Annotated in this window: 14 protein-coding genes; 8 read left to right on the forward strand and 6 right to left on the reverse strand. The window is 66.9% G+C overall.

The genetic code is table 11. The features are described 5' to 3' along the window. Positions 1–57 precede the first annotated feature (57 nt). A complete protein-coding gene (locus IPG97_01500; GenBank protein ID MBK6855263.1) occupies positions 58–1254 on the forward strand; it encodes a pyridoxal phosphate-dependent aminotransferase in 1197 nt (398 codons plus the stop codon). 128 nt (positions 1255–1382) lie between these two features. Here the strand turns inward: IPG97_01500 and IPG97_01505 are convergent, their stop codons facing one another. Further along, positions 1383–2009 (reverse strand): SGNH/GDSL hydrolase family protein, encoded by a 627-nt coding sequence (locus IPG97_01505; protein ID MBK6855264.1) that lies wholly within the window; start codon positions 2007–2009, stop codon positions 1383–1385. Positions 2010–2340: 331 nt separating this feature from the next. Here IPG97_01505 and IPG97_01510 point away from each other — a divergent pair, with 331 nt between their 5' ends. Further along, entirely contained in the window at positions 2341–3903 is a 1563-nt protein-coding gene (locus IPG97_01510; protein ID MBK6855265.1) for a phosphoglycerate dehydrogenase, read from the forward strand. A 15-nt stretch (positions 3904–3918) separates the two neighbouring features. Here the strand turns inward: IPG97_01510 and IPG97_01515 are convergent, their stop codons facing one another. Continuing rightward, on the reverse strand, positions 3919–4521 hold the full coding sequence (locus tag IPG97_01515) for a hypothetical protein (GenBank protein ID MBK6855266.1): 603 nt from the start codon (positions 4519–4521) through the stop codon (positions 3919–3921). A 195-nt stretch (positions 4522–4716) separates the two neighbouring features. Here IPG97_01515 and IPG97_01520 point away from each other — a divergent pair, with 195 nt between their 5' ends. The 4 genes from IPG97_01520 (at position 4717) to IPG97_01535 (ending at position 8994) form a co-directional block, all read left to right on the forward strand. Beyond that, positions 4717–5925 carry an SPFH domain-containing protein gene (locus tag IPG97_01520; GenBank protein MBK6855267.1) on the forward strand — a complete coding sequence of 403 codons (1209 nt, stop codon included), beginning with the start codon at positions 4717–4719 and terminating at the stop codon, positions 5923–5925. Beyond that, complete coding sequence (locus IPG97_01525; GenBank protein MBK6855268.1) at positions 5922–7199, forward strand: hypothetical protein; 1278 nt, start codon at positions 5922–5924, stop codon at positions 7197–7199. Before IPG97_01520 ends, IPG97_01525 begins: the two co-directional genes overlap by 4 nt. Before the next feature lie 8 nt (positions 7200–7207). After that, positions 7208–7864, forward strand: a complete 657-nt coding sequence (locus IPG97_01530; protein MBK6855269.1) for a hypothetical protein — start codon at positions 7208–7210, stop codon at positions 7862–7864. Positions 7865–8046: 182 nt separating this feature from the next. Next, positions 8047–8994, forward strand: coding sequence for a sulfite exporter TauE/SafE family protein (locus IPG97_01535; GenBank protein MBK6855270.1), 948 nt, complete (start codon positions 8047–8049; stop codon positions 8992–8994). Between the two features lie 83 nt (positions 8995–9077). On the opposite strand, the gene leuD is transcribed toward IPG97_01535, so the two are convergent. Both leuD and leuC read right to left on the reverse strand, forming a co-directional pair. After that, positions 9078–9671 carry a 3-isopropylmalate dehydratase small subunit gene (gene leuD / locus IPG97_01540; protein MBK6855271.1) on the reverse strand — a complete coding sequence of 198 codons (594 nt, stop codon included), beginning with the start codon at positions 9669–9671 and terminating at the stop codon, positions 9078–9080. A gap of 73 nt (positions 9672–9744) precedes the next feature. Beyond that, the gene (gene leuC, locus IPG97_01545) at positions 9745–11148 is read right to left on the reverse strand and encodes a 3-isopropylmalate dehydratase large subunit (GenBank protein MBK6855272.1); all 1404 of its coding nucleotides are present in this window, start codon (positions 11146–11148) and stop codon (positions 9745–9747) included. A 72-nt stretch (positions 11149–11220) separates the two neighbouring features. Here leuC and IPG97_01550 point away from each other — a divergent pair, with 72 nt between their 5' ends. Continuing rightward, a complete protein-coding gene (locus tag IPG97_01550; GenBank protein MBK6855273.1) occupies positions 11221–11928 on the forward strand; it encodes an IclR family transcriptional regulator in 708 nt (235 codons plus the stop codon). A 113-nt stretch (positions 11929–12041) separates the two neighbouring features. Here the strand turns inward: IPG97_01550 and IPG97_01555 are convergent, their stop codons facing one another. Together IPG97_01555 and IPG97_01560 are read right to left on the reverse strand one after the other, a co-directional pair. Beyond that, positions 12042–12545 (reverse strand): transcription elongation factor GreA, encoded by a 504-nt coding sequence (locus IPG97_01555; protein MBK6855274.1) that lies wholly within the window; start codon positions 12543–12545, stop codon positions 12042–12044. 115 nt (positions 12546–12660) lie between these two features. Further along, positions 12661–14322 carry a hypothetical protein gene (locus IPG97_01560; protein MBK6855275.1) on the reverse strand — a complete coding sequence of 554 codons (1662 nt, stop codon included), beginning with the start codon at positions 14320–14322 and terminating at the stop codon, positions 12661–12663. A 329-nt stretch (positions 14323–14651) separates the two neighbouring features. On the opposite strand from IPG97_01560, the gene IPG97_01565 reads away from it, so the two are divergent. Continuing rightward, positions 14652–15632, forward strand: a complete 981-nt coding sequence (locus IPG97_01565; GenBank protein MBK6855276.1) for a 3-isopropylmalate dehydrogenase — start codon at positions 14652–14654, stop codon at positions 15630–15632. Positions 15633–15683: the final 51 nt, after the last annotated feature.

Below are 15683 nucleotides of genomic sequence, written 5' to 3' on the forward strand. Positions count from 1 at the left end.
AGTATTCATCCAAATCCGGATGGGATGGCCGGGGGAGTGCGTGCCACGATGGGCGTCATGGGTTCACGACTCTCAGATCGCATCGCCGCCATTGCACCATCGGCCACCTTGGCGGTTGATGCCAAGGCCAAAGCGCTCAAGGCCGCCGGTGAACCGGTCATCGGCTTCGGCGCCGGTGAACCCGACTTCGCCACCCCCGATCACGTGGTGGAAGCCGCCGTGGCGGCGGCGCGCGATCCCAAGAACCACCGGTACACCCCCGCCGGGGGCCTACCCGAACTGAAGGAAGCGGTGGTGGCCAAGACCGCCCGCGACTCGGGTTACGGCGTCGAGGCGAGCCAGGTCCTGATCACCAACGGTGGCAAGCACGCCGTGGCCAACGCCTTCGCCGCCCTGATCGACCCCGGCGACGAGGTGTTGCTGCCCGCCCCCTACTGGACCACCTACCCCGAGCCCATCAAGCTCAGTGGTGGCGTGCCCGTCGAGTTGCCTACCGACGAGAGCACGGGCTTTCGGGTGACCGTCGACCAGCTCGAGGCGGCACGCACCCCGCGCACCAAGGCGCTGGTCTTCGTGTCGCCGTCCAACCCGACCGGTGCTGTGTACCCCCGGGCCGAGGTCGAGGCCATCGGGGTGTGGGCGGCGGAGCACGGGATCTGGGTGATCACCGACGAGATCTACGAGCACCTCACCTACGGCGATGCCGAGTTCACCTCGATGCCCACGCTGGTTCCGGAGCTGGCCGAGCGCTGCATCGTGCTCAACGGCGTGGCCAAGACCTACGCCATGACCGGCTGGCGGGTGGGCTGGATGATCGCCCCCGCCGACATCATCAAGGGGGCCACCAACCTCCAGAGCCACGAGACGTCAAACGTGGCCAACGTCTCCCAGCGGGCAGCCTTGGCCGCTCTGACCGGGGGCCTCGAGGACGTGGCCCGCTTCCGTCAGGCCTTCGACCGTCGCCGACTGGCCATGCACGCCGGGCTGAGCGCCATCCCCGGCGTCACCTGCCTGGAACCCGAGGGTGCCTTCTACGCCTTCCCGTCCTTCAAGTCGGTACTCCAGCGGCCGGTCGCCGGTCGGACCGTGTCGTCCACCCTCGAGTTGGCCGACCTGATCCTGGAGGAGGCCAAGGTGGCAATCGTGCCCGGCGAGGCTTTCGCCGCGCCTGGATACGCCCGCCTGTCCTTCGCCCTTGGAGACGACGACCTCGGCGAAGGCATCCAGAGAATTGCCGATCTACTGGCTCGCTGAATCGCTGAATCGCTGAATCGCTGAATCGCTGACGCGCGGACTAGCTGACGCACCTGTACACAAGAACCGGCTCTTGGAGTGCGGGGGCCCGTGGATTACCTGGATCCGGTGCCCGGCGCGGGTGGTACCTAGCTGAGGCAGCGATCCACGCCGCGGTTGATCAGCAGAGCGAAACGTTCTCGTCCGGCATCGGTCAGGTGAATGCCGTCGACGCCGGTGTAGGTCGGGTCGGTTCCCAGCTCGGCCCAGTCGACCACCACGTCTGACGTGCGGCGGATGATCCTGTTGACGGCGACGGCATCGTCCGCGTCGTAGTTCCACGCCTCGGTGTTCTCGGTCGCGGTGACGCCGACGATGCAGGAGTCGGCGAATGCCCTTGTCATCGCCATCCACTGCCGCTCGAAGCTGGCTGCATCCAGGTCTGGCTGCCAGGCGTCGTTGGTGCCGAGCGCCACCACGATCACGTCGGGTGGATCGGCCGCGTACTCCCGGACCATGGACGCCATGATCGGTGAGCCGACACCATCTGAGAGCGGGCCGCCCGACATGCCCTCACCGTTGAGGGCGGCGATCTTCAGGGCCTGGTCGGCCAGCAGTTCTCGCAGCGTGGATCGAGCCTGCACGGTGAGTGAGTCACCGAGGATCGCCACCGTGGAACCGTCACCGAAGTACCTGTGTTCGAGGTCTCCACCGGGAGAACTGGGCCGGGAGCGGACCGACGGGCTCTCTTCGTCGTCCGGCGACGGGGCTGGCATGGCGGGGGACGATGAGGTCGAGGTCGACCCGGGTCCAGCCGAACCAGAGGCAGGGGCTGCCCGAACCGGTGCCGGGAGGGCCGCGGGGCCATCTCGATCCGCTTCCCACGGTCGAACCAGCACCGAGACGACGACGGCCACCACCACGACGACGGCCGATATAACCAACTTCCTGATCAACTGCTCCCCCCAGCGGCGGCAGAAGCCGGGCCGGTCATTGCTCGCGTGGACTCGCTATTCCATCGGCACAAGGGGTCTGGATCTGAAGGGGCAAGCTCGACGGTGCTCCACGGTTGGCGGCCCGGGCCGGTCGCTTGCCAGACTCGGCACCATGGCTCGAGTACTGGTGTCGGAGAAGATCGCCGAGAAGGGGCTCGACGTGTTGCGGGCCGCGGGACATGAGGTCGACGTGCAACTCGACCTCACCCCCGAAGCGCTGGTGGAGGCGATCAAGGGCGCACACGCCTTGATTATCCGATCTGCCACCACCGTCACCCCCGAAGTCCTCGACGCCGGCACCGACCTGGTGGTCGTGGGTCGAGCCGGCATCGGGCTGGACAACGTGGACGTGGCCCACGCCACCACCCGCGGCGTCATGGTGGTCAATGCCCCCCAGTCCAACATCCTGTCGGCGGCCGAACAGACCATGGCGCTGCTGTTGGCCCAGGCCCGCAACATCCCTCAAGCTCACGGAGCGCTGGTCCAGGGGCGTTGGGAGCGCTCCAAGTGGGAGGGCGTCGAGTTGGCCGACAAGACCCTCGCGGTGGTCGGCCTGGGTCGTATCGGCAAGCTCGTCGCCCAACGGGCCATGGCCTTCGGCATGCGCATCATCGCCCATGACCCCTTCGTGGCTCCGGAGCGGGCCCAGGCCATGAACATCGAACTGGTCACGTTGGACGAGGTGGCTGCCCAGGCTGATTTCCTCACGCTCCACGTGGCCAAGACCCCCGAGACCATCGGCCTGATCGGCCGTGACTTCTTGGCGAAGGCCAAGCCCAGCCTCCGGGTAATCAACGTGGCCCGCGGCGGGATCGTCGACGAGCAGGCATTGGCCGACGCCATCCAACAAGGCCAGATCGCCGGTGCTGCGCTCGACGTGTTCGCTGCCGAGCCCACTACGGCATCCCCATTGTTCGACCTGCCTCAGGTGGTGGTCACGCCCCATCTGGGCGCCAGCACCGAAGAAGCCCAGGCCAAGGCGGGCGACACGATCGCCGAGCAGGTGGCGCTGGCCCTGGCCGGCGAGTTCGTCCCCTTCGCCGTCAACGTGGCTGCCGCCGAGGCGTCCGAGACCGTCCGCCCGTTCCTGAACGTGGCTGAACAACTTGGCGCTGTGTTCGCCGGGCTGACCGGACAAATCCCTACCGATGTGAGCATCGAGTACCAGGGTGAGTTGGCCGGCTACGACACCCGCATCCTCACGCTGTCGGTACTCAAGGGGATGTTCAGCGACGGAGGAGACCAGGTTTCCTACGTGAACGCCCCTCAGATGGCTGAGGAACGGGGAGTGTCCTTCACCGAGTCGGCGACCTCATCGACCGTCGACTGGATCAACCTGATCAGCATCTCGGGGGGAGGTCACCAGATCGCTGGCACCCTCGTCGGTCTGCGTGCCGAAGCCCGCCTGGTCCAGATCGACGGTCATTCGGTAGACGTGCCGCCAGCCAGCAACCTGTTGGTGGTGAACAACGACGACCGGCCCGGGGTGATCGGCCGGGTCGGAACCATCCTGGGTGACGCTGGTGTGAACATCGCCGACATGGACGTGGCCCGGGTGTCGGATGCTTCCGGAGCCTTGATGGTGATCTCGGTGAACGAAGTACCTTCGGCCGAGGTCGTGGAACAGCTCCGCTCCGCCGACGGCGTGACCGCGGTGGCCGTGATCGGGCGCTGAGGCGCTCGGGGCGGGTTAGCGCTTCGCCCGACGTAGCCCATCGGATTCGGCGTCGATGGCCCTGGAATAGCAACGGTCCGGGTTGGTGCGCTCATAGGCGGCCATGCCCGGTTCATGGAACAATCCGCTGCGGAGCTTGGCTTTGATCCGATGGTCAGGTGGGCAAGTGCCATCGGCGTTGGGGAACACCCAACGTTCACCGGGGGGCGCGGGCGCGGCGGCGTCGTGGGCCTGAGCCCCGGTCGTTGCGGGGGAGTGTTCGAGCTGGGTGACCTCGGTCGGGGTTGACGAAACCGGATCGGTGCTGTCGGTCGGGCTCTGTGGCCGTGGCTCGTGGCCCCGGACCGACGAGTCCGCGCCTGCAGCGATTGCCGTCTCGGCGTGGGCTGGTCGATTGCGTTCGGTGGCCGAGTCGGCCGCGGCTGGGTCGACCGCGGCCGGGGGGGTCGAGACCGACTCGCTCGTGATGGTGGTTGGCGGTGTCAGGACACCCTGGGCCGGAAGTGCGGGAGCACGGAAGGCTGGGGCCTCGGGCCCGCGCAGGATCCGCACCGCGGCTGCGGCCACCCCGATGCCCACCGCGGTGATCAGGACTCGGGCGACAGGAACTGGACTCACCCGGGGCACGTTAGAACGTCGAGGCCAACACCGGCCGGTTCCCCGCTCCGACTTGGAGATGTGGCCCGTTCGGCGGCTGGTCTCGGTCGTCATCTGACGGTCGCAATTCCGACATGGAAACGTTGCCTACGTGCCCCCCGATTCCGCGCATACTGTTCGGCTGTTCCGAGCGGGCTATGTAAGGAGAACACCCCGATGGGCATCATGGACAAGATCAAGGGCGAGCTGGTCGACATCATCGAGTGGATCGATGATTCGCGCTCGACCCTGGCTTGGCGTTTCCCCCGTTACCACAACGAGATCAAGAACGGGGCTCAGCTCATCGTGCGCGAGGGCCAAGAAGCGGTGTTCGTCTACCGCGGGGCCCTAGCCGACCGGTTCACCCCAGGGCACTACGAGCTCACCTCTGAGAACCTGCCCATCCTGGGCACGCTCCAGGGTTGGAAGCACGGCTTCAACAGCCCGTTCCGGAGCGAGGTGTACTTCATCAACACCCGTCCCGTCACCGACATGCGATGGGGTACCCCGCAGCCGGTCACGGTGCGCGACCCCGACTTCAAGATGGTTCAGGTGCGGGCCAACGGGTTGTGCGTGGTCAAGATCGACAACGCCGAGATCTTCCTGAAGGAGGTGATCGGCACCGACTCCAACGTGGACATCGAGGAGATCACCGAGCTCCTGCGCCGGGTGATCACGCTGGCCTTCTCCGACATGGTGTTGGAGACCGGCCTGGGAGCGATCGACCTCCAGGGACGCCAGGTCGAGCTGTCGGCCAAGCTGCGCGACTTCGTGGCCGAGCGTGTCGACGACGAGTACGGCCTGTCCATCCCCGACATCACGATGAACATCTCGCTGCCCGACGAGATCACAGCGGCCATGACCCGCGGTGTGGCTCGAGGTGTCGAGGAGGGTGGCTTCCTCGACAACGTGGGGGACCTGGGCCGCTACCAACAGGCCAAGCAGGCCGACGCCATGTTGGCTGCGGCTCAGAACCCCGGTGGTGGCGGCACCATGGGAGACATGATGGGCATGGGCATGGGGTTGGCCATGGCCGGTCAGATGGCCAACCAGATGACTTCCGCTGTCCAACCCGCGGCCGCCCCTCCACCGCTGCCGGGCGCGCAGACCTTCCACGTGGAGATGGGAGGCCAGGCTCAGGGTCCCTTCACAGTGGCTCAGATCCAGTCCGGTGTGGCCAACGGTCAGGTGACGGCACAGTCGTTGGTGTGGACCAACGGAATGGCCGCATGGGCCGCAGCCAGCACCGTTGCCGCCCTTCAGCCCTTGTTCGCGGCGCCGCCACCGCTGCCGCCGGCTGCGCCTCCCGCTGCACCTCCCGCCGGTGAGCCGCCTACAGCCCCACCGGCCCCGACCGCTGAGCTCACGCCGCCGCCGGCTCCGTGAGCAGTGACGCCGGGGCACCTCCGCCCCCGCCACCTCCGCCATCCCACATCCCCCCTCCGCCTCCGCCTCCGCCTCCGCCGGTCCCCCCGGTCCCGGAGGCGGCAGGGCGCGAAGGTTCTGGGGTGGGCGGGGGAGAGAGCCCGGCACCAGACGGCCGTGCCATGTTCCAGGTCACCGAGCAGACCCGCACCTACCCGTGTACCCAGTGCGGTGACCAGTTGGTGTTCGACATCGCCAGCCAGAAGCTGGCCTGTCCTAGCTGTGGCTTTCAGGCCGACATAGACACGTCGGCCATGGCTGCTCCCCAGGAGCGGGACCTGCGCTCGATGATGGCTCAGCTCCGCTCGGCCCGCGCTGACTCTGCGGCCCCCCAACTCGAGGGTGAGAAGCAGATCACCTGCCAAAACTGTGGCGGCCAGACCACCTTCACCGGGACCCTTACCGCCAAGCGGTGCCCCTACTGCGCCACGCCGATCCAGCGAGACGATGTTCACGACGCTCCCGCTCGGCTCCCGGTAGACGGTGTCCTGCCGTTCCAGGTGTCGGAGAAGCAGGCCAAGGAAGCCATCGAGAAGTGGATCAACAGTCGGTGGTTCGCGCCGTCGGAGTTCAAGAAATACAACGAGAAGGGCTCGTTCACGAGCATCTACGCCGCCTACTTCACCTACGACGCAGACACCACCACCGCCTACACCGGCCAGCGTGGCGATCACTACACGGTCACTGTCGGTTCGGGAGACGACCAACACACCGAAACCCGTACTGACTGGTCGCCAGCCTCGGGCACGGTCACCGACCTGTTCGACGACGTCCCGGTGTTGGCCAACACTGGTTTCGACGAGGACAAGGTGCGAAAGCTCGAGCCCTGGCCGACGGCCACGGCCAAGCCGTTCTCACCCCAGTACGTGGCCGGCCACCTGTGTCGTACCTATGACAACGACGCCGAACAAAGCTTCCCCGAGGCAAAAGCGGTGATGGACGCCCAGATCGAGTCGTCGATCCGGCGAGACATCGGGGGCGACGAGCAGAGGATCACCACCAAGGCCACTACCTTCCATTCGCTCCTCTACAAACACGTCTTGTTGCCGGTGTGGTTGTTGACCGTGGTGTTCCAGGGTCAACCCTTCCAGGTGTTCATCAACGGTGTCACCGGTGAGGTTCAGGGCCAGCGGCCTTGGAGCAAGGTCAAGATCGCGCTGGCGGTGCTGGCCGCGATCATCTTGATCACGATCATCGTCGTGGTGTGGAACGGCGCCAAGTCGGGGAGCGGATGATGGCGCTAATGCTGGTTCTGTTCCTGGTGCTCGCCTTGGCTGTAGTTGCCGCCGGGGTGGTGGGTGCTGTCGTGTTGACCCGTCGAGTCTCGGCCAAGCACCGGGCCGACAACCAGGTTGTCCCGGGGCGTGAGACCCGGGCCCCGGCGTCATGGGCGGGGGCGCACACCCCCGAGGCGGTACTGCACCGACGTCTCCGTGACGCCATGAAGGCGTTGCGGGCCAATCAAGCCTTCGACCACCACGGCGTGTTGCTCGAGGTTCGCGTCGAGTTGGAAGAGCAGGCGGTGATCCTCGACGATCACCTGGTGGCGGTGGCAGCCCTACCTCGTCAGCACAGTGGGGAGCCGCTGGAGCGGGTAACCGAGGCGGTCAGCATGATCGAGAAGGCAGTTTCGGATCTGGCGTCTCGGTCGGCCATGGAGTCAGGCCCTCGGTTGCAAGAGGTTCTGGCCCAGATCCAGCAGCGAGCGTCACTCGTCGATGAGATTCGCACCGAACTGGATCGTCTCCCCTCGGGTGCGGGTGCGGGTGCGGGTGCGGATGGCTCGCCGGTTGCTCCAGGTCCTGTGCCTGAACAGGGGGCCACTGGTGGGCTGGTGCCGGGGCGCACCGAGCCCGGAGACGATTCCGGGACCACGGGCACGGTCGGCTCATCGGGCTAGCACTGTCGAAGCCGGTGCTCCGCCCTTGACTAACCCCTTATGGGGTTTTGATCGAGTCGGTTCGCGAGTCGGTTCGCGAGTCGGCTCAGATGGAGGCCATCTCGGTTGCCGTTTCGTCCCACAACCGATAAAGTCCCCTTTATTACTAGGAATACGGGAATCACGGGAGAAAGGAGTCAGCGATGAGAAGGCTGATCGTGCTCACCATCGTGGGCTTCTTTGCTCAATTGATCGATGGTGCGCTGGGTATGGCCTATGGCGTCACCTCGTCGTCGCTGATGCTGGCCTCGGGTCTGGCCCCGGCGGCTGCATCGGCTTCGGTGCACCTCTCCGAGATCGGAACCACCGTCGCCTCCGCGGTGGCCCACTGGCGTTTCGGCAACGTCGACTGGCGTATGGTCGCCCGGCTGGGCGTGCCTGGTGCTGTCGGTGCCTTCGCTGGAGCGACCTTCCTCTCCAACCTCTCCACCGCAGATGCCGCGCCATGGATGGCTGGAATCCTGTGCGTGCTGGGGGTCTACGTGTTGGTGCGCTTCACCTTCGGTCGGACTCGCACCGAGAGCGCGCAGACCCCGTTGCGGGCACGCTTCCTATCCCCCCTCGGCTTGGTGGCCGGCTTCATCGACGCCACCGGTGGCGGCGGCTGGGGTCCTGTCGCCACGCCGACGCTGTTGGTCTCGGGTCGGGTCGAGCCTCGCAAGGTGATCGGCTCGGTCGACACCAGCGAGTTCATGGTGGCCACCGCGGCCAGCGCCGGTTTCCTGCTGGGCATTGGCAACGAAGCCATCGAGATGGCCTACGTGCTGGCTCTTCTGGCCGGTGGCCTGGTGGCAGCCCCGATCGCTGCCTACCTGGTGCGCCACATCCCCGCCCAGCTGCTCGGGTCGCTGGTGGGCGGCTTCATCGTGCTCACCAACATCCGCACCTTGCTGCGTGCCTTCGACGTCACCGGAACGCCGGCGGTCGCTGCCTACCTGATCGTCATGACCGTGTGGGGCGCGGCCATCGCCTGGTCGGTGCGCCGGTTTCGAAGCGAGCGGTCGGCCGAGATCGACCTGACCACAGCTCGAGAAGACGCGGCTGACGAAGCCGACGGGACATTCATCGTCGCCCCTTCGGCACCGGCCTGAACCTTGCCGGCCTGGCCGGTGGCCGAACTCCGCAACAAGGCTCAGCCGGGCGGCGGCTCCAGGATGAGCGCACCAGAGGGCGGTCAGGCCGAGGTGGGCATCCAGTCTGGCCTGGTCTGTTCGAAGGTGGCGATCTCATCGATCTTCTGGAGGGTCAGGCCGATGTCGTCCAACCCCTCCAGGAAGCGATGTTGAACGGCGTCATCGAGCGGAAAGTCGACGGTCAGGCCGAGTGCCGGGGCTTCTAGCTGTCGACGTTGGACGTCGATGGTGATCTCCAGGGTGGGGTCGGCCTCGACGGCACGGAGCAGTTGCTCGCCCACCTCGGCTGGTACGACCACGGGCACCAGCCCGTTCTTGGTGGAGTTGTTGCGGAAGATGTCGCCGAAACGAGGCGAGATGACCGCCTGGAACCCGTACTGCTGAATGGCCCACACCGCATGCTCCCTCGAGGAGCCGGTGCCGAAGTTGGGGCCGGCGATCAAGATGTTGGCGCCGGCGTACTGCTCCTGGTTGAGCACGAAGTCCCGGTCGTCGCGCCACTCCGAGAACAAGCCCTTCTCGAAGCCGGTGCGCTCCACCTGCTTGAGCCAATCCGAAGGGATGATCTGGTCGGTGTCGACGTCTGAACGGTCGAGCGGGACGGCGGTACCTGTGACGATGCGGACGGCTTCCATTGGGGGCTCCTGGTGGCGCGCGAGGCGGTGGGTCGGGGGTCGAGCGGTGAGGGCGGGTTCTGGTCGAGAGCGATCAGAGGTCTTCGGGGGTGGCGAAGTGCCCGGCGATAGCGGTGGCGGCCGCGACCGCCGGTGACACCAGGTGGGTGCGACCTCCCCGGCCTTGGCGGCCTTCGAAGTTGCGGTTGCTGGTGGATGCAGACCGTTCACCGGGAGCGAGCTTGTCGGGGTTCATGGCCAGACACATCGAACAGCCCGGGTCCCTCCAGTCGAACCCGGCTTCGGTGATGACCCGGTCGAGACCCTCGGCCTCGGCCTGGGCCTTGACCGCCCACGACCCAGGAACGACCAGGGTGCGGAGGCCCGAGGCCACCCGTCGGCCCCTGGCCACCTCGGCCACGGCGCGCAGGTCCTCGATGCGGCCGTTGGTGCACGAGCCGATGAACACGGTGTCGACCGCCACGTCCTTGAGCGGCGTGCCGGCGGTGAGGCCCATGTACTCCAGGGCCCGTTCGGCCGCGTTGCGTTCGACGGGATCGGCGAACGTGTTCGGGTCGGGGACTCGGGCGGTTATCGGTGCGACCTGGCCGGGGTTGGTACCCCAGGAGATGTGGGGGGCGATCTCTGCTGCATCGAGGCGCACCTCCTTGTCGAAGGTGGCGTCGGGATCGGTTCCCAGGGTCTTCCAGTAGGCCACGGCCTCGTCCCAGGCGGCACCGCTGGGGGCGTGGGGGCGTCCCTGGAGGTAGTCGAAGGTGGTCTGATCTGGGGCGATCATGCCGGCTTTGGCCCCCGCTTCGATCGACATGTTGCACACTGTCATGCGGCCTTCCATCGACAGCGCCTCGATGGCAGAGCCCCGGTACTCGGCGATGTGGCCTATGCCGCCACCGGTACCGATCCGGCCCAAGATGGCCAAGATGATGTCTTTGGCCGTGCTACCCGCGGGCAGGTCGCCGTCGACGGTGATGGCCAGCGTGCGAGCCGCGGCCTGGGGCAGGGTCTGGGTGGCCAGGACATGTTCCACCTCGCTGGTGCCGATGCCGAAGGCCAAGGCCCCGAAGGCTCCGTGGGTCGAGGTGTGGGAGTCACCGCACACCACGGTCATCCCCGGCAGAGTGAGGCCCTGTTCGGGGCCGATGATGTGGACGATTCCCTGTCCGGGGGTGCCCATGGGGTGGATGGTGATGCCGAACTCGGCGCAGTTGGCCCGCAGGGTTTCGACCTGCTTGCGCGAGATGGGGTCGGCGATCTCAAGGTGGGTGTCTTGGGTGGGGACATTGTGGTCCTCGGTCGCCACCGTCAGTTCGGGGTGCCGGACGGTACGGCCGTTGAGCCGGAGGCCGTCGAAGGCCTGAGGGCTGGTGACCTCGTGTACGAGGTGGAGGTCGATGAACAACAGGTCGGGCTCACCTGGTTGACGGGACACGACGTGGGCGTCCCACACCTTCTGGCTCAGGGTCTTGGGGGCGGTCATGGCGTTTCCTCGTGACGGTGGCGGCGAGTTGGATGATCTCAATATTTGAGATACGGTTCTCAACTAATGGGAATGACTCTACCCCGAGGCGATCGGTCATCCAAGCCGGGCCCGCCCGCAGCCTTCGATGCCGTCAACGTTTCAGGGGTGGGCGTGCTGGACAAGTCGATGGCGGTCATCGAAGCGGTCGCAGTGGCCCGATCCCCATGTTCGTTGGCAGACCTGGTCGACGCCACCGGCTTCTCCAGGGCCACCACCCACCGGCTGGCCGTGGCCCTGGAGGCGCACCGGCTATTGCGCCGCACCGGGGACGGCCGGTTCTCGCTGGGGCCACGGTTGGCCACCCTCGGTCGAGCTGCCGCCGACGACTGGCCGTTGGCCGACCTGGCCCGGCCCGCGCTCGAGGACTTGCGAGACAAAACCGGCGAGAGCGTGCAGCTCTACGTCCGTGAGGGGGACCACCGCGTGTGCCTGGTCTCGCTGCACTCAGGTCATGAGCTGCGCACCATCGTCGACGAAGGGGCGCGCCTTCCGTTGGGACGCGGGTCGGCGGGCCGTCTGCTCGCCGGCGGTGTTGCCGACCTCGGCTATGCCTTCAGCCTCGGTGAACGAGCCCCGGGGGTCGGGTCGGTGAGCGCACCGGTGGTGGTAGATGGTGACCTGGTGGCCGCGGTCGGGATTTCGGGTCCCCTGGACCGACTGGGGGAAGACCCGGGACCGGTGTTCGGCCCCGCGGTGGTGGCCACCGCCCAGGCCGTCGCCCGCGCGCTTACGCCGTAAAGCACGACGAGATGTGACCAACCCACTCGCGGCCTAGGGCAGCCTTAGGGGCGAGTCAACCTGAGCCTTCGAGCACGATTCACCGATCTTCGGTGGATCCAGGTTGGGGCGGATCAGCCGGTTCGCTGTTCGCGCACGAACTCGTCGACCGACACGATCTCGGCGACCTCGACCGACAACACCGCCCCACTGGGGGTCTCGTAGCTGACGATGTCGCCCACCGCGTGACCGATCAGCGCAGCACCGAGCGGTGATCCTGGTGACATCACGTCGACGCCGTCGACCCGCTCCTCGATAGAGCCGAGAAGGTAGTGCTCGACGCCTTCGTCTCCCTCGTAGCGGAGACCTACCACCACACCGGTCTGGACCGATTCCAACGCCCCGGTCTGCACGATCTCGGCGTTCTCGATCAGTTTGGCCAAGTGGATGATCCGGCCTTCCATCTTCCCCTGCTCTTCCTTGGCGGCGTGGTAGTCGCCGTTCTCGGACAGGTCACCGAGCTCTCGCGCCGCCTCGATCTTGCGAGCGATCTCGAGACGACCTCGGGTAACGAGGTCGTCGTGTTCCTCCTTGAGCCGATCGAATGCAGCCTGGGACAGGTGGACGGTGTCTGCCATCTGCCCAACGTTAGAGGTTCCGGCACCAGGCACAGCCGTGACCCGATTGTCCCCACTCACCGGCAGCGAGCTGGATCGCATGGACACTGGGGTCGACCGCATTTGGTCCCGAGGGTCAGATGGCTGGGCGAGCCCCACGACGGATAACCGAGAACACCGCGACCCCGGCGGCGAGGACCACGAAGACTGCGGTGAGGGCATCGCCCTGGTACGCCGATTTGATCACGTCCATGGCGTTGCCGGCACCGTCCCACAGAGGAACGTCCAAGCCCAGTTCGGAGATGGCCAGAGACCGAGCGATGAAGTACTGCGAGATCGACAACGAGATCAAGGTGAGCACTCCGGCCAGGCCAGCCAGGGTCGCCGAGCCCTTGCGAGATCCAACGAGAACGGCCTGACCCACCAGCGCCCCGAGCAGGATGGACAGATATGGGAACTGGCGTTGGGTCATGGCCACCACCAACCACCAAACACACCCGGCTAAGGCGGCGCCAGCCATGCCCACCAGAACCCCATCGGCCACCCGAGACGGTGACGGCTCGGCTGTACCACCCACGCTAGCCGCAGCCGTCGGATTGGCGCCCCGTGTGGTCTCGACCGTTGGTCCCGGCCCAATCGCCCCGGGGATGGACACGGGCGGAGCCATGGCCGAGGCCGCCGGGGCCGAGGCCGGAGGCGGTGGGCTCGGGTTCTGTGCTCCCGGTACCAGCGGCGGAATGATCGATGGACCACCGGCAGGCCGGGTGGGCAGTCCAGCGAGGGTGGAACCTGGCGTCGAAGGTCGTTGCGGGGCGACGGGTATCGGCGCGTCGGGTGACATGGTCAGCGGCCCGACCGGGGCACCGGCTAGGTCGGCTGGACCGGTGGAGGCGGCCAGATCGTTTCCGGCACGACGGGCCCGAATCGATGGGCGTCGCCGTGATGTCGAATCCCGAGATGGTTGGGCGAAGGAGAACCCGCCGCTGGACCCGTTGGTGGTGGTGGGCTCCTCGGCGCCGGTAGGGCCAGCGTCGTTCGCCGCTCCTGCCGAGCGCGCCACCATCGGGGGCAATGCCGTGCCGGGCTCGCTGGCCTGAGCGGCCTGAGCCTCGGAGTCGACCCCGGCATCACTCTGGGCATCGGTAACAGGATCTCGGTCTCCGTCCTCCTCCATCTGGATCAGGTCGCCGATGAGGTACTGGGCGTCGATGGGCGGAGGGATCACCACTTGGTGAGATTCGGGCCCGTCACCGGATGCCCGGTCGGTACCCGACATCACGGCCTCAGGAACCGGGGCGGGTGAAATCGGGGTCGACGGAGACGACCGAGACGACGGGGTCGAGAAGTTCGAGGGAAGGAAGGCCCGGGGGGTCCGTACCGCCGGCAGTTCATCAGCGGGATCGACGACACCTGATGCGGGCGGTACCGGCGGAGGTGATGCGGGAGGTGGTGGAGGTGCTGGCGGTGCCAAGTCGGCGCCGAAGGGTGGGATCTCCCTGGGGCCGGGCTCGGCGTGGATGGGGGAGTCGAACCGGGCTTCCAGCGGCGGGCCCAAACTCGAGTCACCCTCGGCGGAACCGATCGACCGAGCTGAGGAGGTGCTCTCCTCAGCCGGAGGTGGGGGCAGCCCGGGGCTCGTGGAAGGAGGAACGCCCGGATCCGGGGGTGGGGGAAGGGCGGCCCGGGCGCTGGGGTCATCGGCATAGGGCAGGTCGAAGATGTTCTCCGAACTGGCACCGGTGAACGGCAGCAGGGAAGGTGGTGCGTCGGGATCAGCGTGAGGGTTGTCGGGGGCCATCGCTCGTCTGTCACCTCGGGGCTGCATCGGCGCAGTCCGTCCTGCACCTATCGGCCCCAGCCTCCGATCCGTGAACATTGCCGCATCATCGCCGCGGATGGTGTAACTGGTTGCCCGGCACCGTGGGCCTCGGCGTACACTGGGGTCATGTCCCGCCCCGCCCTGGTAATCGTCATCGGGTAGCGCACACCGAAGTCGTCGGTGTGCGCACGAGCCGTCCACTTCGGTGGGCGGCTTTGTCGTTGTAGGCACAGCATCGTCGCCAGCGGGGCAGCGAATTGATCTCAGAAACCAGAACCGAAGTTGAGAGCACAGAGGAAGGAACAGGCGTGACGCACAGGATCGCAGTGATCGGTGGAGACGGGATCGGCCCCGAGGTCGTGGCCGAGGCCCTCAAGGTCGTGCGGGCCGCGGGGGTAGACCTCGACACCACCGAGTTCGACCTCGGCGGTGCCCGATACCTGCGGGACGGCACGATCCTGCCCGACGACGTGCTCGATGAGCTTCGTGGATTCGATGCCATCCTCCTAGGAGCGGTGGGCACGCCCGACGTGCCGCCGGGCGTCATCGAGCGCGGCCTGTTGCTCAAGATGCGCTTCGCGCTCGACCAGTACGTGAACCTGCGGCCCTTCAACCTGGCCGACAAGGGCATCGACTTCTTGGTGGTGCGTGAGAACACCGAGGGCACCTACGCCGGCGAGGGAGGGTTCCTGCGCAAGGGGACACCCAACGAGATCGCCACTCAGGGCTCGGTGAACACCAGGCTCGGGGTGGAGCGGGTGATCCGCTACGCCTTCGAGCTGGCCGCGTCGCGCCCCCGCCGGCACCTCACCATGGTCCACAAGACCAACGTCCTCACCTTCGCCGGCGACCTGTGGCAGCGGACCTTCGACGAGGTCGGGGCCGAGTTCCCCGAGGTGACCACGGCCTACAACCACGTGGACGCGGCCTGCATCTTCTTCGTCCAGGATCCCCAGCGCTACGACGTGATCGTCACCGACAACCTGTTCGGCGACATCCTCACCGACCTGGGTGGTGCGGTATCGGGCGGGATCGGATTCGCCTCCTCGGGGAACCTCGACCCCACCCGGCGAGCCCCGTCGATGTTCGAGCCCGTCCACGGGTCCGCGCCTGACATCGCCGGCCAGGCCAAGGCCAACCCCATCGCCGCCATCCTGTCGGCCGCCATGATGCTCGAACTGCTCGGCGAGGCCGATGCCGCCGAGCGCATCCGCAAGGCGTGTGCCGCCACCACCGAGCTGGCCGCGTCCACCCCCGAGATCGGCGACGCCGTAGCTTCCCGGGTGTAGCCCTGATTCCGCCCGACCCGGCCTCGGTTCTACCGACCAGGTCTCCATAAG

This window comes from Microthrixaceae bacterium (genome assembly GCA_016702505.1).
Lineage (GTDB): Bacteria > Actinomycetota > Acidimicrobiia > Acidimicrobiales > Iamiaceae > Aquihabitans.